The organism is Psychroserpens sp. NJDZ02, assembly GCF_004843725.1.
Lineage (GTDB): Bacteria > Bacteroidota > Bacteroidia > Flavobacteriales > Flavobacteriaceae > Olleya.
Window position 1 is genome coordinate 2,495,651 of record NZ_CP039451.1, and the last position, 20,721, is coordinate 2,516,371.

Consider the following 20,721-nt stretch of genomic DNA (forward strand, 5'->3'; position numbering starts at 1 on the left):
GCTAATGAAACAACAGGAACCTTTTCAATTTACCTTAGACGTTATAGCCTATCCAATAACATTTGTAATGTTATTATGGCTAATTTTTGCTATAGAAATCAGATTTGGGTTCTCATTAAATTTTTTGGGTATTTTTCCTCAAAAATTGTCAGGTTTAATAGGTGTGTTTTTTAGTCCTTTTATCCATTCGGGAATTGCACATTTATGGCATAATACCATTCCTTTATTTGTTTTAAGTACAGCGCTCTTTTATTTTTATAGACCAATAGCATTTAAAGTACTGTTTTATGGTATTATATTATCGGGTGTTTTAACGTGGTGTATTGGAAGACCATCCTATCACATAGGAGCTAGTGGACTGATATATGTTTTAGCAAGTTTTATCTTTTTTAAAGGTGTTTTTGCAAAACATTACAGGCTTATTGCGTTATCATTATTAGTAGCTTTTTTATACGGAAGTATGATCTGGAATACCTTACCATTAGAAGATGGTATCTCTTGGGAAGGGCATTTAAGTGGCTTACTTGTCGGATTGTTTTTTGCTTTACTATTTAAAAAGCAAATCGCAAAACCAAAACGTTATGTTTGGGAAGAATCAGATTATAACGAAGAAAATGACGAGTTTTTACAACACTTTGATGAGCAGGGTAATTTTATCGAAAGGGTAGAAGAGGAGGGTATGCAGGACAATCTTCTTGAGGAGGATCATCCAATAACATACCATTATATTTTTAAAGAAAATAAAGACTTATAGGCGTTGTCTTACAGCTTCGTATAAAAAAGCACCACAAGCCACACTAACATTTAAAGATTCTATTTCTCCCAATAGAGGTAATTTTGCTTTCTCGTTAACAATCTTTAAAATAGAAGGATTAATACCACGTCCTTCAGATCCCATTATTATGGCGCAAGGTTCTTTAAAGGACACATCAAATAACGTTTTGTCTGTTTTTTCAGTAGCAGCAATGACTTTAATATCTGAAGACTGTAAAAAGAAAACCGCATCTTTTATATGGTCAACTCTACAAATAGGCACTTTAAATACAGCGCCAGCACTTGTTTTAATAGTATCACCATTGACAGGAGCAGCACCTTTACTTTGTATAATTATACCATCAACGCCAGTACATTCTGCAGTACGGATAATAGCTCCAAAATTTCTAACATCACTTAATTGATCTAGTAATAAAAACAAAGGTGTTTTGGTTTTTGCAGTGACCATTTCAAATAGCCCTTCAATGTCATAAAATTGAACAGGAGAGATTTGTGCAACAGCACCTTGGTGATTGTTTTTAGTCAATCTATTTAATTTCTCAGCAGGAACATAAGAAGAATTTACTCTTTTATGTTTTAATACCGTTTCTAATTCTTGAAACAAGTCGCCTTTTAGTCCTTTTTGTAAAAAGACTTTATCAACATGTTCTCCTGCATTTAAAGCTTCAATAATAGCTCTAAGACCAAATATCTGAGTGGTTTTTTCCATGACACAAAGGTATAAAAAAAGAGCCTGCAAATTGCAGGCTCTTTTAAGTATAAAGAAAATATTCTTTTTAGTTTCCTATAGTAAATGTTTGAGAAGATGAAATTGGACCAGTTGAAGGTCCTGTAAATCCTTGAATATCAACTAAAGTTGTTCCATCATAACTTAACGTTACAGTTCCATCTAAACCATCTCCGTAAGAGTCAGTAAAAACAAATGTATATGTCCCATCTTCTAAACAAACGGCTTCGTTTGCTGTATCAGTACCAGCAGCATAAGCACCTCCTGAAGAGGCTACAACTGCATTGCTAGCGTCTAAGATTTCCCAACTACTCTCTTCAGAATAAGAATCAAAATCAATAGCTAAAGCAGCTTCGTTAGAATAACATATTAGTTTAATGTTTAGTACCATATCATTTCCGTAGAAAAAGCTACCATCTTGTTCTAACATAAGTGTTAGAACTTTACCAGCACCACCAATATTGATATCAGAAACAGTTACATTTAGATTTGCAACATTAGATCCAGCAGGAATAGTTACCGTTGCAGGTACTGAATACGCTGAAGCATCTGCTGTAGTCGCATCCATATCTACAAGTACATTATAAGTTCTGTCAGAATCTTCTGTGTTTGTAGAGTATAGTTTAATATCACGACTTGATGACGCTCCTGGTTCAACTAGAAAATCTTTGCTTATCTCAAAGCTAACATGATTTAATCCTGATGTTGTGTCATCATCATCACTACAACTTACAAATAATGTAAGTGCTAGAGTGAATGACAATAATAAATATTTATTTATTTTCATCTTAATTTGTGTTTTAGTTATTAGAATTAGTTTTGAGTTCCGATAAATGGATTGTTTTGAATCTCATCTTCAGGAATTTCTAAAGATAACTTTTCATCATCGTAAGCAGTTTGAACACCTACATTTGATAAATGGTTAGCTCCTCTAGTTATTGTCGCTTGATTTCTCTTCATTGCAAAATAACTTTTTCCTTCACCCCATAATTCAAGTCTTGTTTGGTAATAAACCTCGTCTAATAAAGCCTGACCACTTAAAGCATCCACATATGCAGATGTTGGTACTCTTAAATCTAATACGGATTTAAGGCTTGTTCTTGCAAGTCCATCAGCACCTAATCTAGCGTTAGCTTCAGCATTTAATAAATACATTTCAGCAACTCTCATATAAACGTAATCTGTTGTAACGTTTCTTTGACCTCCAACAACTCTACCTGGATCATAAAATTTGCTAAAAGGTAATAAATAATATGTACTAGAAGGATCATTTAAGAATTGAGATTTTCTAATATCGTTTGCAGGTATTGAATTGTATAAATCTAAATCAATTGCTTTAGAATCTCCAGCCCATGCATAACTGTAAGTATAAACATCAACTTGTCCCCACCATGATACAAGATCAAGACCGTTATCTAATGTAATATCTACTCCCCACATCCATCCTGGTGTGTTTACGTCGTTAAAACCACCTACAGTTTCTGCACTTGTAGCTAAAGAGTAACCTCCACTAGTAATTACATCATTTGTTAATGCTGCTGCTTCTGTCCAGTTACCCATACCTGCATAAACGTATGCTAAGGTACCTTGAGCTACTGACTTATTAATTTGGTTTTTAGCAGTTCTTGTAAAACCGTCTAATAAAGTAATAGATTCTGTTAAATCAGATATCATTAGATCAAAAATAACTTGTGTCGTTACTTTTGGACCATTTTGATCAGCTGCAGTTGTGTATAAAGGTAAGATTTCAGCATTTGGCTCATATTTATTTGAATATAATTGCGTTAAGTAAAAGTAAGAGTGAGCTCTTATTGCTTTTGCTTGACCCATGATCCATTTGTTGGCATCTAAATCAGGTGTTACGTCTTGTCCTCCTAAAGCATCGATAACGGTATTAGCTGAACGTATAAGTCTGTAGTAATATCTCCATGGTTTACGATTTCTAATTTGAGTAAAATCTTGCGTGTCTTGGTATTCAGTTAATGATCTGTACCAGTTATAACCATTTGTAGATAGCGCCATGTCTCCACAAAGCATGTCTAAATATATGTCATAACCCTTTTGTCCAAAATCATCATGGTCATCACTACCACCAGTTTCTGTTTGAAACTGTAGTGTGTAAATACCAGCCATACTACCTGCTATTACCCCTGGGTTATTTGCTGCTGCTTCCGCAACTTGCTCTGCAGTTAAAAACTCTGTAGGCTCTGTGTCTAAGAAGTCTTCATTACAGTTAAATAATGTCAGCATTGAAGCTGCCACTATGGTACTTAATATTTTATTTTTTGTTTTCATAATTTTTCTTTTTTAAAATTTAACTCTTAATCCTAAAGTTATCGTAGATAAAGGAGAGTAAGTATAACGGTCAGATGCACCTGTTTCAGAAGTTGAAGGGTTGAATCCTTTTCTGCTACTTAATAGAAAAAGGTTGTCTCCAGATACTGATACATTAATATCATCTACACCAGATGATTGGAAAAATGCTTTAGGTATTGTATAACCTATTCTTACGTTATTTAAAGAGATGTAATCTGAGCTAGTTAAAAATCTTGTTGAGAAAGAGTTACCATTAGTATCAAGACCATCAGAGATTCTTGGTACGTCTGTTACATCTCCTGGATTTTGCCATCTGTCTTCAATATCAACACTCCAGTTATTAGATCCTACTGTAGAGTTATGCATTAAACTAGCATAAGCACCGTCGTAAGCATATCCACCTAAACTATAAAGTATTTGTGTACTGATATCAAAATTCTTGATTTTACCACTTAATCTAATAGCTCCTCTTACCTTAGGAATTGCAGATTTGTCTACATAAACTTCAGTTGCCTCAGCATAAGATTTTGTAGTTGTTTTCTGGATATTAGATCCAGGAACTAACGTTTCATATTCTACTAATGAAGCAGATGTATTGTTAGCACCATTTGCAGGTACCCAATCAGTAATATCTCCACCATCTAAAATTCCGTTATTGTTTACATCATCATAATATCTAAACCACATTGGTGTACCATCTGCAGAATCTACACCTGCATATTCTCTCATGTAAAAATCAAATATTGAACGTCCTTCTCCAAATCCAAATCCTGTAGAAGTATCTAAAATTTTAGGTAATCCAGTTGCAGGGTCTAATGGCATTGTCGTAATTTCATTGCTTAAAAATTCTCCATTAATAGCTATATTAAACTTGTAATCAGCTTTGTCTATAATAGTAGCATCGATATCAAATTCTAAACCTGCGTTTCTTAATTGACCATCATTTACTGTTATAGAAGATATACCTTCAGAAGGTCCAACACGTCTATCAAATAGTAAGTTATCTGTGTTTTTTACATAGTAATCAATATTAGCTTCTAAGAAACCAAATAAGTTAGACTCGATACCAACTTGAAACATTTTAGATGTTTCCCAAGTTAAATCAGGGTTTCCGTTAAGTCTTGGTGAAATAGAGATTTCATCATTTAAGTTACTTACATCAAATGTATTATATCCAGGGTATAAGTTGTCAGCATCTCCTTGATCACCTAGTACACCATAACTGGCTTTAACTTTAAGGAAATCTAAGAAGTCTACATTCTCTAAGAAAGATTCTTTTGAAGCTATCCATGATAGACCTACAGATCCAAATGTTCCCCATTTGTTATTAACAAATCTAGATGAACCATCACGTCTAACAGATCCTGTTAAGTAATATTTGTTGTCTAAGTTATAGTTAAGCTGTCCAAAATAACTTTCTAATGTTGAAGTATCTGTGTAAGAGCTAGGAGGAGAGGCAACAATAATGTAGTTACTTAAGTCATCAATTCCTGGTACTACAACTCCTGATTTACTAGCAGAAAAGTTTTTAAATGTGTAGTCATTCGATTCGTGTGCTACTAAAGCTTCTATACCATGTCTTCCAAATTGCTTTTGAAAACGTAATAACTGTAAAAAGTTTTGTGTAAATAATTCACTATCACTTTTAAATACAGATCCTGGTGGTACTTGTGAAGCTGCAGACCCATAGAAAGGGTTGTTTTGACTCGTATACTTGTTGTTGTAATATTGAGCACCATATCTAGCAGTAAATGTTAAATTGTCATTGAATAAAATATCAAATGAGAAGTTACCATTTAATTCATGTCTGTCAAATGTACTTTTATCAAAATTAGCATCAGCTATTGAGTTTGTTAAAGCTCCAAAACCACGACCAGTTTGACCATAATCGTATTGGTTACCTCCGTAAATTGGATCATTAACAGTGTTACCATTACCATCTCTTAAAAATAAAGGATATATTGAAGGAATGTTATCAACAAACCAGAAAATACTTCCAGAATCTTCAGACTGACCGTTGTTATTATTTTTAGAGTTAGCATAACCTATGTTTGCTGTAGCCTTTAACCAATCTTTTGCTTGATGCGTAACACTTAGTCTTGTGTTATATCTCTTATAGTTTGAGTTGGTAACGTATCCTTCGTCATCTAAATAACCAAATGAAGAGAAATAAGAACTTTTATCACTACCTCCACTCATTCTTAAACTAGCTTCTTGTCTATATGCTTGTTGAAAACCATAGTCTTCCCAGTTTTCTGGCTCATACTTTTTTGTAACACCTGCTCTAACTTTACCTGTAGTAGGATCAATTATTTCAGCACCGTTAGCCGCATTGTATAAGTTGTAACTTGGGTTAATACCTGCACTACTAAATAACGTAGAGTTAGCAAATCCTACTGGATCAGCATTACCTGTAGCAATACCTTTGTTTTTTAAGGCTTCCCAACTTAATTCGGTATATCTATCTGCCGATTTTATCACTTCATTTCTTGGAAGAAATTGCATGTTGATACCAGATTTTACGTCAACTTCGACATAGGAGTTGTTTGCACTTCCTTTTTTGGTAGTAATTAAAATTACACCATTTGCACCTCTAGAACCATAAATAGCTGTAGCTGTTGCATCTTTAAGGATGGTTGTAGTCTCGATGTCCGAAGGACTAATAGAGTTAATACTTCCACTAAAAGGTACCCCATCTACTACGTAAAGTGGATCTCTGTTTCCGTTAACCGAACCAAACCCTCTAATACGTATAGTAGAAGTTGTTCCTGGTTGTCCAGAAGTGTTAATTACTGTAACTCCGGCTGCCTCCCCTGCTAATGCTTGAGATACATTTGAAAAAGATTTTGCTTCAAGCTTGTCAGCTGAAACTACTTTTGCTGTACCTGTGTAAGACTGCTTGGTAGTTGTACCATAACCAACAATAACAACTTCTTCTAGTTGATTGTCTGGAGCAAGACTAACATTAATAGTGTTAGTATTACCAACAGTAAGTGTTGCGTTACTGTAACCAACATAACTAAACTGTAGTTCGTCACCAACTTTAGTTGTAATTGAATACTTACCATCAAAATCTGATGATGCTCCATTTGAAGTTCCTACTACTAGAATAGTAGCTGATGGTAATGGTAGTCCATTTTCATCAGAAACAACTCCTGAAATTGTTTTGTCCTGTGCAAACGTTATTTGCACAACAAACGCTAGAAATAGCGTTAAAATCCCACTAAATTTTGTTTTCATTTTTATTTTTATTTGAATTAGTCTGTGTCAAAAATCATAATAAAAACTTAATAAAACAACTTTTTTATCATAATATTTGATTTGGACAAGTGAATAATGCAACGTTTTAGCTTAGTGTTTACACATATTCAAATAATAGTGTCTTGTCTTGTTATATGGGTAATTGGTTTCTTTTAAAAGTAAGTAGTGGTGTGTTTTTGTTCTTCTATTTTTCTATAATAAATTGATTAATAAGGGGTAGTGTTAATTATTTATTAAATATTGATATCTTGTTTTTAGCAATTATTTCGCAAAAAAAAGTCAAATGTTAAGATATTATTAAATAATTCGGTTTGATTTTGTATTGATTATTTAATGAGTTTTTATTTTAAAAAAAAACCTCATAATTCAAATTATGAGGTTTTTTAAAGGTTTTATTGTGGAACAATTAATTGATATCCCAAAATAATTTTGTTGTTTGCGTGTCTCCACCAATAGCAGCAGATGCAGCAGACCAGTTTGTTTGATTCAAATTTTGTTCGTCAACTGGGTAAGTATATCTTAGGGGTACAGGTAGTGCGATGTCGTCTTCTGTTATAAATACGTTCATGGCAGGTGCATCAAACTTTCTCCAAACGGTCCATCCTTCAAAACCTCTGTTATACATAGCTAACCAAAATTGAGTTCCAATTTTTTCTCTCCAAGTACCTGCAGCTGTACCATAGGCTACTGAAGTATTGGCTAGGTAATCAACAGCGTCTGCAGTGGTTCCTCCCCAGTATTCTATTGATGCTGTAATCCCGTTAGCATAAAAAGTAGCTGCAGGGCCTCCAACATTGAAGCTTTGTTCTGCTGCTTCTGCTAAGTAAAAAGAAACTTCACTATAGTCCATTAAGACTCCAGCGAATGTTGCTTCGTGCAGAAGTGCGCCTAGTTGCGAGTTTCCTGAAAAGCTATTGTTGTCGCCATAAATACCACCTTGAAAAATTCCTCCTCCTAAGTTTTCTTTGAAGTAATTATCTGTTCTAGGGTCATCTAGTGTATTCATAATATCTATTATTGTGTTGGCTGCAACAAAATCTTTACGACCCGATTGCACTAAATCAACCCATAATGGATTAGTATTAGGTGTTGCACTTAAATAATTGAATATTGCGTTATCTGCATTAGAGGTGAAAACCCCACTATTTACTGCAGATTCAACTGTCGATTGTGATAAAGTTGGGTTAACGTCAGATAAACGGATACCTATTCTTAGCTTTAAAGAATTAGCGAATTTTTTCCAACTGGCCATATCTCCGTCGTATAGTCTGTCGGCTACATCTCCTATTATTGGGTTGTAACCAAAACCAGTAGAGGTATCAAAATCTGAAATTATAGCATCCAATCTGTTAATTAAATCTGGATAAATTATTGATCCAGCATCATCATATTCTGGTAATGGATATTGTATTATATCTAAGGCTTGTGTGTAAGGAATATCTCCAAATGTATCCACTAATTGTTGCCATGTGTAAATAGATAATACTTCAATTTGAGCTAAACGACCCATTTTTTCGGAATCGGTAAGTTCAACATTGGAGATTACTTTACTTTTAGCGTCTTTTAAATCGAATAGCACATCTATATACATTTCTGACCAATGATTGTCTGTGATGCTCCTTGTGTTTAAGTCATAATTGGATTCATCAACGTATGTCGTTTGTGTAAAATATTGCGCTAAAAGCTTGAATACGTTGTTGTTAACGTTGGTGCTTGACATTTGATCTACTAAGCTTTTAGTAGCTGCAGTAAATAGGACATCCTCTGTAACCAGTTTTGGATTTTTTGGGTCTTGATTTAGTTCGTCATATCTATCATCACTCATGCATGACGAAAGTAGGATTAAACTCAGTATTGGTATTATTATTTTTTTCATAATGCTGTAATTAAAATTGTAGTTTTAAACTTGCTCCTATTTCTCTAATTGTAGGGTATGCTCCAGATTGATAACCTTGGACGTTTCCAGAACTTAATCCTGCTTCAGGATCTGAGTATGGTAAGTTTTTATGGATTATCCATAGGTTTCTACCAATGATAGAAAATGAGGCATTAGTAAATGGTAGTTTTTGTAATGTTTTTTCACCTAACTTGTAAGTTAAGCTTAATTCTCTAAGTTTAACATAAGATGCATCATATACGTGTGCTGCATTTGGGTTTTTAGCATATCCCCAAGGATTGTTATAAGATGTTGCTGCTGCACGGACGCTGTTTGTTGTTCCGTCAGCCTGCACTCCTGGAAGTATGACACCGCCACTATCGTTTCCTGTTGTAACTGGGTTTCTAACTGGATTACCAAGGTCATTTAAGCCTGCAGTAAAATCATATAAACCAGTTGCATAACCATACCAAGTGTCTAAAGAAAAGATGTCTCCTCCTTGTTGGATATCCACTAAAAAGTTTAAACTAACATTTTTGTAATTGATAGTATTGTTTATACCAGCTTTCCAGTCAGGGTTAACATTACCTATTATTTCGTTAGACGTATCAGATACTAGGTAGTATCCATCTGTTCCAACTACTTTTTCACCGTCTTGATATATGTAATTTGTACCTCTAATCGTTCCATAGGCCTCTCCTGGTGTGGCATTAATAGATACCCCACCTTGTAAACTTGCGATTTGTAGATTTTCTATTCCATCTCTTAACTCAAGTACTTTGTTTTCATTTTTAGACCAGTTAACAGAGATGTTCCAATTAAAGTTTTCTGTTTTGATAGGTGTTCCATAAAGTTGTACTTCAATACCTTTGTTCTCTATAGTACCTGCATTTTCCCAACGAGAAGCATAACCTGTGGATGCTGAACCTGGTACGTTTACAATTTGATCTTCTGTTGTAGTATTGTAATAAGCAAGATCTAAACCAGCTCTTCTATTTAAAATAGCCATTTCTAATCCAAATTCATAAGATTTTTGTCTTTGTGGTTTTAGCTCTAGGTTATTTAGTGCAGATGGGTTTGATGCTATACCAGAACCATCAAAAGGCGCTGAAATACCATAAGTATTGTATACTCTATATGGGCTAGTATCATCACCAACTTCAGCATAATTTGCTCTTAATTTACCAAATGATAACCAATCTGTTTTTACAAATTTAGAAAAAACTAAACTTCCTGAAGCAGAGTAATATCCGTAGGTGTTATTTTCCACAGGTAATGAAGAAGAACGATCTCTTCTATATGTACCTTCAATAAAAGCAAATCCATCATATCCTAAACTAGCTCTGGCAAACATACCATCTACCATTTTTTTTGCGTTGTACTCAACAGGAGCTATAATAGGGCTTACAGAATTGGTAAGGGTGTATAAACCGGGGATACCTAGTCCTCCGTTAGTTTCTGCTCTGATTGATTCCCATGTTTGTCTTCTTAAGTTGAAACCAATGTTTCCATCTAGGTTTAATTTTTCACTAAGATCTCTATTGAAATTTAAAAATAAATCGTAGTTATATTCTGCTACTTGGTTATTGAATCTAGAGTATTTTGATACGTTTGCACTTCCAACGTTAGTTCTTTCTTCTTGAAGTTCTGTATAAGTGTCATAGGCAAATCGTCCCATAAAACTTAACCAATCATTTATTTCATAGTTTAAAGAAACATTACCATAATATCTGTTTCTTGAATCTGTTTCGTAATTTTCATAAAACGTCCAGTAAGGGTTGTCTGAATAAATTGGAGATAGATCAGTTGGACTAGAAGTATTCCAAGTTATGTTTTCTCCTGTAGCAAAATAGGCGTTTTTTTGAGCTCTAAGGTCCACGTTAGTTTGAAACCATTGTCTAAATTGTTGCATTACGTTGTTCGAGTCATAACCTGTACCATAACGGCCTTTTCCGCTTGTTTTTGTGTAAGTAAAATTTGTTGTAGCAGTTAGTTTGTCTGAAAAATCGTTTGAACCACTAAAGGTGATAGAGTTTCTTTTTATTTCACTATTCGGTAAATTTCCTTCTTGTAACATATTAGTATAACCTAATCTGAAAGAGCTAGTATCGCTAGATCCGTCTAAACCTACTGAGTTAACGTACGTACCTGAAGTACCCCAAACAGAATTAGGATTGTTTTCTCCAGCAACCCATGGAGATGCTTGTCCGTATCCTTCAAGTTGTGGGTATAAGTTATCCCATTGAAAAACTAATAGATTTGGGTCAAACGCAGCACCATAAGAAGCATCTTCTGTTGTCGGAGTTATTAGATCAGGATTACCATCACCGTCAATATCTTCATAGAAAAATTGTTCAGTTGGATCATCGTAGTATGCTCCATAACCTGCACCATATTTGTTTTGATATTCTGGTAGAGTTTCTTTGTCTGCTTGTCCAAGCATTACACTAGAGCTGATTGTTACTCCGATACCTTTTTTAGTTTTACCTTTTTTAGTCGTGATAATTATCGCACCATGCATACCTCTAGAGCCATATAAGGCTGTTGCTGCTGCACCTTTTAAAACGTTGATAGTTTCAATGTCATCAGGGTTTACATCTGAAGATGCATTACCGTAATCGTATCCACCTCCACCGGATTGTTGAGTTGCGGTGTTTGTATTGCTGTTACTAATTGGAACGCCATCAATTACAAAAAGCGCTTGGTTGTTACCTGAAATAGAATTACTACCTCTAATTACTACATTGGTTGATCCTCCTAATGTTCCTGAACTTTTAATATCTAAACCGGCAACTTTTCCAGATAAAGAATTTACAAAGTTTGAGCTCTTTACTTTAGAAACAGCTTCTCCATCTACTTCTTGAGTAGCATAACCTAAACTTTTCTTCTCTCTTTTAATACCTAAAGCTGTTACAACAACTTCGTCTAAAGTATTACCAGGTGTTAAGCTTACACTTATAGTGCTACTTGATCCAATTGTTTTTTCTAGAGAATCATAACCTACATAGCTAAAGTTTAATACTTGGCCATTACTGGCTTGTATAGAGTATTTTCCGTCAAAATCGGATGTGCTACCATTTGATGTGCCTTTAACAACAATAGTTGCAGAGGGCAGTGGTAAACCGTTTTCATCAGTTATTACTCCTGAAATTGTTCGTTCCTGGGCGTATGACAGGCTGGCTATCATCACAAGAAACAGTGTTAAAATTCGATTTAAATTTGTTTTCATATTAATATATTAAATTAGTCTACATCAAAACTGCTAATAATTTGTTAATAAAACAATAATTATTCGGTTTTTTTTGTTAATTAATTAATACATGCTTGGATATTGTTTTATATTAAGTCAAAATGTTGATTTTAAACTAAGATGTATCTTAGATTGTGAAAAATTAAAACTGTCGTTATTTTTTCTGCCATTAGCATAAATAAAGCGTAATAAGCCACCTTTAGTTAATATTCCAAATCCAAATCCTATGCTATATAAAGTCTCTTTTTGTTCTAGAATTTTATTCTTAAAATCAGCAAAATCAATAATGGAGTTCAAGAATATAGTATTGCTAAGTTTATATCTGTATTCTGTATTTAGTGCATAGAGGTTATTTGCGGTTAAACTGTTTTCTGTAAAACCTCTGATGCTGTTTATTCCTCCAAATCTATAAAGCTCGTTTTCTAGATAGTTTTCCGAGTTTATAATTTGTAGTATACCTTTTATATAGATACTGTTGTTTTTATTTAAATTAAAAATATGACTGGCATTAATGTCTATCAAAGTTTGATTTTCGTTGCCAAAACTTGTTTTTCGTTTTCCGATTCCAAATTCTGCTGTTAATTGTGATTTAATTTGAAATAATTTTTCTTCATTTTGTCGTTGTAGAAATTGATATTTTGCGGTATAAAAATTAGAGTTATAATCTACAACAGTGATTAAATCTGTATTAGATAGGTTGCTAGACGCTGTACTTTGAAGGCCAGCATATATTGTGTTTTTAGGGTTGAGTTGAAAAAACAAACTAGCTTTTTGTTTTGTAGTGATAAAAGTAGAATCTCTTTTAGTGATATTAAGTGAGGTTTCTAAGCCTAAAGGAGAGTTAAATAGGTAAGGGAGGTTTGCAATTAGATTAAAATTTTTCTGTTCGCCTTCGTCACTTTTATAATCTAAATATAAACTTTCGCCATAATTTAAATTATTAACCAGTTGTAGATTTAGATAACCGTTAAATTCAATTTTATTAGAAACTTCATTAGTGGCGAATCCAATAAAGCCGTCAAAATTGTTACTTGACATTTTTTTTAAATACAAATAAAGTTGCGTGGAGTCTCTAGTGAATAATATTTCAGGACTTTTTGTTTGTCTTGTAAAACTTAGATTATTGAGATTGATAATTTTCTTATTTACTGATTCAATATTAAAAATTTTATTTGGTTTTATTTTTAAATAATGCTTTAAGTAGGATTTTGGGAATTTTTCATAACCTTTAATAATTATTTTATCCAAACGTCTTATGTCGTCTTGTGTGTCTATAATTAATTTGGCAGAAAGTGTGGAAGGATTTTTTTGTGTTATGTCTACGAGTTTTAGGGTTGAAAAAGGATAACCCGATGCACTTATTGTTGTATTGAAATTTTTTAATTGGCTCTCTATATTTAAATAAGGTAGATAGATATGATTGTTTTTTATCTCTGGTAAATTTAATTTTGAAAAGTAACTTTGTGTGTTTAAAAGAGAGTCTATATATATATGTATGTTTTCAATTTTATTTTTTAAATGAATTTGTGCCACATAAAAAGAGTCAGTTGTCTTGCTTATCGCTACCAATTTATGATTTAAGTAGCCGTTTTCTAAAAGTTTGTTTTGAAATAGAGCTACGTTTTTTTTAATGGATTCTAAGGAGGTATGCGAAATGGGGTAACTGTATCTGGATATAATTGAAGTTTCTTGTGGTGTAAAACCTATTATTTGTAATTGTAAATCTTGACTTCTAATTAATGAAGAAAATAGGATCAGAACAAAAAGGGTGATATAGTTTTTAAAATGCAAGCTAGTTTGTTTAAGTGTTAAAAGTAAAACTAACGTAAAAAACTTACTATTTGATATGTCCTATTAATATTATTTTAAATTCTATTGAAAATTAATGGATTATGATTTGATTACTTGAATTTAATCACTACATTTGCACCCCTCTTAGAGAGAGGTAACATAAAATTATATCAGAATTATATGCCAACAATTTCACAATTAGTACGAAAAGGAAGAGCCAAAATAACCAAGAAGAGTAAATCGGCTGCTTTAGATTCGTGTCCTCAAAGACGTGGTGTGTGTACTCGTGTTTATACAACGACACCTAAAAAACCTAACTCAGCAATGCGTAAGGTAGCAAGGGTTCGTTTAACAAACGGTAACGAAGTAAATGCATACATCGGTGGAGAAGGTCACAATTTACAAGAGCACTCGATAGTATTGGTTAGAGGTGGAAGGGTAAAAGATTTACCAGGAGTTAGATATCACATCGTTCGTGGTGCTTTAGACACAGCAGGTGTTGCCGGTAGAACACAACGTAGATCTAAGTATGGTGCAAAACGCCCTAAAAGTTAATTAAAAACTTAAGAAGAAGACATGAGAAAAAGAGCAGCAAAAAAAAGACCGCTTTTACCAGATCCTCGATTTAACGATCAGTTAGTAACTAGATTTGTTAACATGATGATGTGGGATGGTAAGAAGTCTGTAGCTTTCAAAGTATTTTATGATGCAATTGACATTGTAGAGACTAAGAAAACAGACGAAGAGAAAACAGCTTTAGAGATTTGGAAAGAAGCATTATCTAACGTTATGCCTCACGTAGAAGTACGTAGTCGTAGAGTAGGTGGAGCGACCTTTCAAATACCTAACCCAATACGTGCAGACCGTAAGGTGTCAACTGCAATGAAATGGTTAATTAGTTTTTCTCGTAAGAGAAATGAAAAATCTATGGCGTTACGTTTAGCTTCAGAAATTTTAGCAGCAGCTAAAGAAGAAGGAGCAGCAGTAAAAAAACGTACGGATACGCACAAGATGGCTGAGGCTAACAAAGCATTCTCTCACTTTAGATTTTAAGAAATGGCAAGAGATTTAAAATATACAAGAAACATTGGGATTGCGGCTCATATTGATGCAGGTAAAACTACAACAACAGAACGTGTTCTTTATTATACAGGAGTTTCTCACAAAATTGGAGAAGTACATGATGGTGCAGCTACAATGGACTGGATGGAGCAAGAGCAGGAGCGTGGTATTACTATTACGTCTGCAGCTACTACTTGTACTTGGAAGTTTCCATTGGAAAATGCTGAGCCTATTGCTGAAACAAAGGATTATCACTTTAACATTATTGATACTCCTGGTCACGTTGATTTTACTGTAGAGGTAAATAGATCGTTACGTGTATTAGATGGTTTGGTGTTTTTATTTAGTGCAGTTGATGGTGTTGAGCCTCAATCTGAAACTAACTGGAGATTAGCTGATAACTATAAAGTACCTAGAATTGGTTTCGTTAATAAAATGGACCGTCAAGGATCTGACTTTTTAGGTGTTTGTCAACAAGTAAAAGATATGTTGAAATCTAATGCGGTGCCAATCGTTTTAAACATTGGTGACGAAGAGGATTTTAAAGGTATTATAGATTTAGTAAAGAATCGTGCTATTGTATGGCATGATGAGACTCAAGGAGCGACTTTCGATGTTATCGAAATCCCTGAGGATATGAAAGAAGAAGCTCGTAAATATCGTGCACTTTTAATTGAAGAAGTAGCAAGTTATGATGAGAATCTTTTAGAGAAATTTATGGAAGATGAAGATTCTATTACAGAAGACGAAGTGCATAAAGCACTTAGAGCAGCTGTAATGGATATGGCTATTATTCCTATGATTTGTGGTTCTGCGTTTAAAAACAAAGGTGTTCAGTTCTTATTGGATGCTGTATGTCGTTACTTGCCTTCTCCTATGGATAAGGAAGGTATTGTTGGAATTAACCCAGATACTGACAAAGAAGAAATTCGTAAGCCAAGTGTTAAGGAGCCTTTCGCAGCTTTAGCATTTAAAATTGCTACAGATCCTTTTGTAGGTCGTTTAGCGTTTTTTAGAGCTTATTCTGGTCGTTTAGATGCTGGTTCTTATGTGTTAAATAACCGTTCTGGTAAAAAAGAACGTATCTCACGTATTTACCAAATGCATGCAAACAAGCAAAATGCAATTGATTATATAGAGGCTGGAGATATTGGAGCTGCTGTTGGATTTAAGTCAATCAAAACAGGAGATACACTTTCAGATCAAGAGCATCCTATCGTTTTAGAATCTATGGACTTCCCTGATCCAGTAATTGGTATTGCGGTTGAGCCTAAGACTAAAGCAGATGTTGATAAATTAGGTATGGGCTTAGCTAAATTAGCTGAAGAAGATCCTACGTTTACTGTACGTTCAGATGAAGCTTCAGGACAGACTATTATTTCAGGAATGGGTGAGCTTCACCTTGATGTTATTGTAGATCGTTTAAGACGTGAGTTTAATGTTGAAGTAAATCAAGGGCAACCTCAAGTTGAGTATAAAGAAGCTATTACTGCAGTAGCAGATCATAGAGAGGTTTATAAGAAACAATCTGGTGGTCGTGGTAAATTTGCTGATATTGTATTTACAGTAGAGCCAGCTGATGAAGGTGTTGTTGGTCTTCAATTTGAATCTGTAATTAAAGGTGGTAACGTTCCTAAGGAATTTATACCTTCAATTGAAAAAGGATTTAAAATGGCGATGGTTAATGGACCATTAGCAGGTTTTGAAGTAGATTCAATGAAAGTTACCTTAAGAGATGGATCTTACCATGATGTGGATTCTGATCAATTATCTTTCGAATTAGCTGCTAAATTAGGATTTAAAAACTGTGCTAAAGCTGCTAAAGCTGTAATCATGGAGCCTATTATGAAGCTAGAGGTTATCACACCAGAAGAGAACATGGGTGATATTGTAGGTGATTTAAATAGAAGAAGAGGTATGATGGAAGGTATGGGTGACCGTGCTGGTGCAAAGACAATAAAAGCTACCGTGCCATTATCAGAAATGTTTGGTTATGTAACAACTTTGAGAACTTTATCTTCTGGTCGTGCAACATCAACAATGGAATTTTCACACTATGCTCAAACACCTTCAAATGTATCTGAAGAAGTGATTAAAGCAGCTAAAGGAGAACAATCTTAAAAAGTTAAGAAAATGAGTCAAAAAATTAGAATAAAATTAAAGTCTTACGATCATAACTTAGTAGACAAGTCTGCTGAAAAGATTGTAAAAACGGTAAAAAGTACTGGTGCTGTTGTAACTGGACCAATTCCATTACCAACACACAAGAAAATTTTCACTGTATTACGTTCACCTCACGTTAATAAGAAGTCAAGAGAACAATTTCAATTAAGCTCTTACAAGAGATTATTAGATATTTACTCTTCATCTTCTAAAACAATTGACGCTTTGATGAAACTTGAATTGCCAAGTGGAGTAGAAGTTGAAATTAAGGTTTAAGTAAACTCATTCGTTTAACGTTGATTAAGCGAAACATGTCCTAAGCTTCGAGCGAAGGAAAAACGGTTAAAATACAATTCAAGGCTGAAACGTATTTTCAGCCTTGTGTTTTAATAAATAGTAATAACAAATAAATAAAAATTATGTCTGGGTTAATTGGAAGAAAAATCGGTATGACCAGCATTTTCGATGAAAATGGTAAAAATATGCCATGTACAGTAATCGAAGCTGGACCATGTATCGTTACCCAAGTCAGAACTGAAGAAGTTGACGGCTATAGTGCTGTTCAACTTGGTTTCGATGACGCGACAGAAAAAAGTGCTACTAAAGCTGACTTAGGTCATGTGAAGAAAGCAGGGACTTCTGTAAAACGCAAAATGGTCGAATTTAAAGGTTTTGGTGCGGAGTACAAGTTAGGTGATGCAATCACTGTTGAGCATTTTGCTGAAGGTGAATTTGTTGATGTATCAGGTACATCAAAAGGAAAAGGATTTCAAGGGGTTGTTAAACGTCATGGTTTCGCGGGTGTAGGTCAAGCTACTCACGGTCAACATAACCGTTTAAGAGCACCAGGATCTATTGGAGCGGCTTCTTATCCTGCAAGAGTATTCAAAGGAATGCGTATGGCAGGTAGAATGGGAACAGACTCAGTTAAAGTTGAAAATTTAAGAGTTTTAAAAGTAGTTCCAGAAAAGAACTTACTTGTTGTTAAAGGTTGTGTACCTGGACATAAAAACGCTTATGTAATTATTAGAAAATAATGAAAGTAGCAGTTTTAGATATAAACGGAAAAGAAACAGGTAGAAAGGCAGACCTTTCTGATGGTGTTTTTGCTATTGAACCTAATAATCATGCTGTATATTTGGATGTTAAGCAATACTTAGCAAACCAAAGACAGGGAACTCACAAAGCTAAAGAGCGTGCTGAGATTACTGGAAGTACACGTAAGATTAAAAAACAAAAAGGTACTGGTACAGCCAGAGCTGGTAGTATTAAGTCAGGAGTTTTTAGAGGAGGTGGACGTATGTTCGGACCAAGACCTAGAAATTATTCATTCAAATTAAACAAAAGCTTAAAACGTTTAGCACGTAAATCAGCTTTTAGTATTAAGGCAAATGAAAAGTCAATTATTGTTTTAGAAGACTTTAATTTTGATGCTCCAAAGACTAAAAATTTCACAGCAATTTTAAATGCGTTAGAGCTACAAAACAAAAAATCATTGTTTGTGTTGGGTGCGTCAAATAATAATGTATATTTGTCATCACGTAATTTAAAAGGCTCTGAAGTTGTAATGAGCTCAGAATTAAGTACTTATAAAATATTAAATGCAAATCAAGTTATTCTTCTAGAGAGTTCTTTAGAAGCTATTGAGTCGAATTTAAGTAAATAGAAACAAAATGAATATCTTAATTAAACCTATAATCACAGAAAAAGCAACCGCTAATAGCGAGTTGAACAATTGTTTTAGCTTTTTTGTGAACACTAAGGCGAACAAGGTAGAAATCAAAAAAGCAGTGGAAGCTGCTTATGGAGTTTCTGTTGAAAAAGTTCGTACTATTAATGTCCGTCCAGATAGAAGTACCAAGTTTACTAAAACTGGTATTCAACATGGTAAAACAAATGCTAAGAAAAAAGCAATTGTACAACTGGCGGAAGGTGAAATGATTGATTTATACACTAACATGTAATTAAAGACAAATGTCAGTAAGAAAATTAAAACCAATCACACCAGGTCAGCGATTTAGAGTAGTAAACGGATTTGACGCCATTACTACTGATAAGCCGGAAAAAAGCCTATTGGCTCCGAAAAAACGATCAGGTGGTAGAAACAGTCAAGGACGTATGACAATGCGCTACAAAGGTGGTGGTCATAAACGTAGATATCGTATTATCGATTTCAAGAGATCTAAAGCAGGTATTCCTGCTGAAGTAGCTTCAATCCAATACGATCCAAACAGAACAGCATTCATCGCTTTGTTAAATTATCAAGATGGTGAAAAGACTTATATCATTGCTCAAAATGGTTTACAAGTTGGACAAACAGTTGTTTCTGGTGAAAGTGTAGCTCCTGAAATAGGAAATGCAATGCCATTAGCAAATATTCCACTTGGTACAATTATTTCTTGTGTAGAGTTAAGACCAGGACAAGGTGCTGTAATGGCAAGAAGTGCTGGAGCTTTTGCTCAATTAATGGCTAGGGATGGTAAGTTTGCTACAATTAAATTGCCTTCAGGTGAAACTAGATTAATTCTAGTAACATGTGCAGCAACAATTGGAGCAGTATCTAACTCTGATCATCAATTATTAGTTTCTGGTAAAGCAGGACGTAGTAGATGGTTAGGTAGAAGACCAAGAACAAGACCAGTTGTAATGAACCCAGTAGATCACCCAATGGGAGGTGGTGAAGGTAAGTCATCAGGTGGACATCCACGTTCTAGAAACGGTATACCAGCTAAAGGATATAGAACACGTTCTAAAACTAAAGCGAGTAATAAATATATTATAGAACGTAGAAAGAAATAAGAAATCATGGCAAGATCATTAAAAAAAGGACCTTACGTTCACTATAAATTAGAGAAAAAAGTAGCTGCTAATGTTGAAGCTAACAAGAAAACGGTTATCAAAACTTGGTCAAGAGCAAGTATGATAACTCCAGATTTTGTTGGACAAACAATCGCAGTACATAACGGTCGTCAGTTTGTTCCAGTTTATGTTACAGAAAACATGGTTGGGCATAAATTAGGAGAATTTTCACCAACAAGATCTTTTAGAGGTCATGCGGGTGCTAAAAATAAAGGTAAAAAGTAAGCTATGGGAAGTCGTAAAAAACAAATGGCAGACGCTATTAAGGAAGGTAAAAAGCAAATCGCTTTTGCTAAACTTAATAACTGTCCTACGTCACCAAGAAAAATGCGTTTAGTAGCCGATTTAGTAAGAGGTGAACGCGTAGAAAAGGCACTTAATATTTTGAAATTCAGTCAAAAAGAAGCTTCAAATCGTTTAGAGAAATTATTACTTTCAGCGATAGCTAATTGGCAGGCAAAAAACGAGGATGCTAGTATCGAAGATGCTGAGTTAATCGTTAAAGAAATAAGAGTAGATGGTGGATCTATGTTAAAAAGATTGCGTCCAGCACCACAAGGACGTGCTCACAGAATAAGAAAACGCTCTAACCACGTAACAATCGTGGTAGGAGCTAACAATAACACACAAAGCTAAGATAGA

General features: G+C 34.2%; 18 protein-coding genes. 11 read left to right on the forward strand and 7 right to left on the reverse strand.

Features of this window, described 5'->3' with window-relative positions:
• Nucleotides 1–4 precede the first annotated feature (4 nt).
• Entirely contained in the window at nt 5–754 is a 750-nt protein-coding gene (locus E9099_RS10855) for a rhomboid family intramembrane serine protease (RefSeq protein WP_136583646.1), read from the forward strand.
• Here the strand turns inward: E9099_RS10855 and rlmB are convergent.
• The 7 genes from rlmB to E9099_RS10890 form a co-directional block, all read right to left on the reverse strand.
• Nucleotides 749–1,483, reverse strand: a complete 735-nt coding sequence (gene rlmB, locus E9099_RS10860) for a 23S rRNA (guanosine(2251)-2'-O)-methyltransferase RlmB (RefSeq protein WP_136583647.1) — start codon at nt 1,481–1,483, stop codon at nt 749–751. The genes E9099_RS10855 and rlmB overlap by 6 nt on opposite strands.
• A 67-nt stretch (nt 1,484–1,550) precedes the next feature.
• Nucleotides 1,551–2,288 carry a hypothetical protein gene (locus E9099_RS10865; protein ID WP_136583648.1) on the reverse strand — a complete coding sequence of 246 codons (738 nt, stop codon included), beginning with the start codon at nt 2,286–2,288 and terminating at the stop codon, nt 1,551–1,553.
• A gap of 26 nt (nt 2,289–2,314) precedes the next feature.
• Nucleotides 2,315–3,796, reverse strand: a complete 1,482-nt coding sequence (locus E9099_RS10870) for a RagB/SusD family nutrient uptake outer membrane protein (RefSeq protein WP_136583649.1) — start codon at nt 3,794–3,796, stop codon at nt 2,315–2,317.
• Between the two features lie 12 nt (nt 3,797–3,808).
• Nucleotides 3,809–7,057, reverse strand: a complete 3,249-nt coding sequence (locus E9099_RS10875) for a SusC/RagA family TonB-linked outer membrane protein (protein ID WP_136583650.1) — start codon at nt 7,055–7,057, stop codon at nt 3,809–3,811.
• Nucleotides 7,058–7,484: 427 nt separating this feature from the next.
• Nucleotides 7,485–8,954 (reverse strand): SusD/RagB family nutrient-binding outer membrane lipoprotein, encoded by a 1,470-nt coding sequence (locus E9099_RS10880; RefSeq protein ID WP_136583651.1) that lies wholly within the window; start codon nt 8,952–8,954, stop codon nt 7,485–7,487.
• A gap of 10 nt (nt 8,955–8,964) precedes the next feature.
• A complete protein-coding gene (locus E9099_RS10885; RefSeq protein WP_136583652.1) occupies nt 8,965–12,183 on the reverse strand; it encodes a SusC/RagA family TonB-linked outer membrane protein in 3,219 nt (1,072 codons plus the stop codon).
• Nucleotides 12,184–12,300: 117 nt separating this feature from the next.
• Entirely contained in the window at nt 12,301–13,995 is a 1,695-nt protein-coding gene (locus E9099_RS10890) for a hypothetical protein (RefSeq protein ID WP_136583653.1), read from the reverse strand.
• A gap of 180 nt (nt 13,996–14,175) precedes the next feature.
• Between E9099_RS10890 and rpsL the strand changes: the two genes are divergently transcribed.
• From rpsL to rplV, 10 genes are all read left to right on the forward strand, one after another.
• Entirely contained in the window at nt 14,176–14,550 is a 375-nt protein-coding gene (rpsL, locus tag E9099_RS10895) for a 30S ribosomal protein S12 (protein WP_028283866.1), read from the forward strand.
• A 21-nt stretch (nt 14,551–14,571) separates the two neighbouring features.
• Entirely contained in the window at nt 14,572–15,048 is a 477-nt protein-coding gene (gene rpsG / locus E9099_RS10900; protein WP_101020259.1) for a 30S ribosomal protein S7, read from the forward strand.
• A 3-nt stretch (nt 15,049–15,051) separates the two neighbouring features.
• A complete protein-coding gene (gene fusA, locus E9099_RS10905) occupies nt 15,052–17,178 on the forward strand; it encodes an elongation factor G (protein WP_136583654.1) in 2,127 nt (708 codons plus the stop codon).
• 12 nt (nt 17,179–17,190) lie between these two features.
• On the forward strand, nt 17,191–17,496 hold the full coding sequence (rpsJ, locus tag E9099_RS10910; RefSeq protein ID WP_010181931.1) for a 30S ribosomal protein S10: 306 nt from the start codon (nt 17,191–17,193) through the stop codon (nt 17,494–17,496).
• 143 nt (nt 17,497–17,639) lie between these two features.
• Nucleotides 17,640–18,257, forward strand: coding sequence for a 50S ribosomal protein L3 (gene rplC, locus E9099_RS10915; RefSeq protein WP_101020255.1), 618 nt, complete (start codon nt 17,640–17,642; stop codon nt 18,255–18,257).
• Entirely contained in the window at nt 18,257–18,886 is a 630-nt protein-coding gene (gene rplD / locus E9099_RS10920) for a 50S ribosomal protein L4 (RefSeq protein ID WP_136583655.1), read from the forward strand. Before rplC ends, rplD begins: the two co-directional genes overlap by 1 nt.
• A 7-nt stretch (nt 18,887–18,893) precedes the next feature.
• Nucleotides 18,894–19,184, forward strand: a complete 291-nt coding sequence (gene rplW / locus E9099_RS10925) for a 50S ribosomal protein L23 (RefSeq protein WP_090841281.1) — start codon at nt 18,894–18,896, stop codon at nt 19,182–19,184.
• 10 nt (nt 19,185–19,194) lie between these two features.
• The gene (rplB, locus tag E9099_RS10930; RefSeq protein ID WP_101020251.1) at nt 19,195–20,019 is read left to right on the forward strand and encodes a 50S ribosomal protein L2; all 825 of its coding nucleotides are present in this window, start codon (nt 19,195–19,197) and stop codon (nt 20,017–20,019) included.
• A gap of 6 nt (nt 20,020–20,025) precedes the next feature.
• Complete coding sequence (gene rpsS, locus E9099_RS10935; protein ID WP_027880209.1) at nt 20,026–20,304, forward strand: 30S ribosomal protein S19; 279 nt, start codon at nt 20,026–20,028, stop codon at nt 20,302–20,304.
• 3 nt (nt 20,305–20,307) lie between these two features.
• A complete protein-coding gene (gene rplV, locus E9099_RS10940; protein WP_101020246.1) occupies nt 20,308–20,715 on the forward strand; it encodes a 50S ribosomal protein L22 in 408 nt (135 codons plus the stop codon).
• Nucleotides 20,716–20,721 lie beyond the last annotated feature (6 nt).

Bases quoted from the DNA above. Each gene is read 5' to 3' on its own strand.
- rlmB (WP_136583647.1), bottom strand. From the start codon at position 1,483: ATGGAAAAAACCACTCAGATATTTGGTCTTAGAGCTATTATTGAAGCT.
- E9099_RS10885 (WP_136583652.1), bottom strand. From the start codon at position 12,183: ATGAAAACAAATTTAAATCGAATTTTAACACTGTTTCTTGTGATGATA.
- rpsL (WP_028283866.1), top strand. From the start codon at position 14,176: ATGCCAACAATTTCACAATTAGTACGAAAAGGAAGAGCCAAAATAACC.
- rpsS (WP_027880209.1), top strand. From the start codon at position 20,026: ATGGCAAGATCATTAAAAAAAGGACCTTACGTTCACTATAAATTAGAG.
- rplD (WP_136583655.1), top strand. From the start codon at position 18,257: ATGAAAGTAGCAGTTTTAGATATAAACGGAAAAGAAACAGGTAGAAAG.
- E9099_RS10875 (WP_136583650.1), bottom strand. From the start codon at position 7,057: ATGAAAACAAAATTTAGTGGGATTTTAACGCTATTTCTAGCGTTTGTT.
- rplV (WP_101020246.1), top strand. From the start codon at position 20,308: ATGGGAAGTCGTAAAAAACAAATGGCAGACGCTATTAAGGAAGGTAAA.
- rplW (WP_090841281.1), top strand. From the start codon at position 18,894: ATGAATATCTTAATTAAACCTATAATCACAGAAAAAGCAACCGCTAAT.
- rplC (WP_101020255.1), top strand. From the start codon at position 17,640: ATGTCTGGGTTAATTGGAAGAAAAATCGGTATGACCAGCATTTTCGAT.
- rpsG (WP_101020259.1), top strand. From the start codon at position 14,572: ATGAGAAAAAGAGCAGCAAAAAAAAGACCGCTTTTACCAGATCCTCGA.
- rpsJ (WP_010181931.1), top strand. From the start codon at position 17,191: ATGAGTCAAAAAATTAGAATAAAATTAAAGTCTTACGATCATAACTTA.
- E9099_RS10870 (WP_136583649.1), bottom strand. From the start codon at position 3,796: ATGAAAACAAAAAATAAAATATTAAGTACCATAGTGGCAGCTTCAATG.
- E9099_RS10855 (WP_136583646.1), top strand. From the start codon at position 5: ATGAAACAACAGGAACCTTTTCAATTTACCTTAGACGTTATAGCCTAT.
- E9099_RS10865 (WP_136583648.1), bottom strand. From the start codon at position 2,288: ATGAAAATAAATAAATATTTATTATTGTCATTCACTCTAGCACTTACA.
- rplB (WP_101020251.1), top strand. From the start codon at position 19,195: ATGTCAGTAAGAAAATTAAAACCAATCACACCAGGTCAGCGATTTAGA.
- E9099_RS10880 (WP_136583651.1), bottom strand. From the start codon at position 8,954: ATGAAAAAAATAATAATACCAATACTGAGTTTAATCCTACTTTCGTCA.
- fusA (WP_136583654.1), top strand. From the start codon at position 15,052: ATGGCAAGAGATTTAAAATATACAAGAAACATTGGGATTGCGGCTCAT.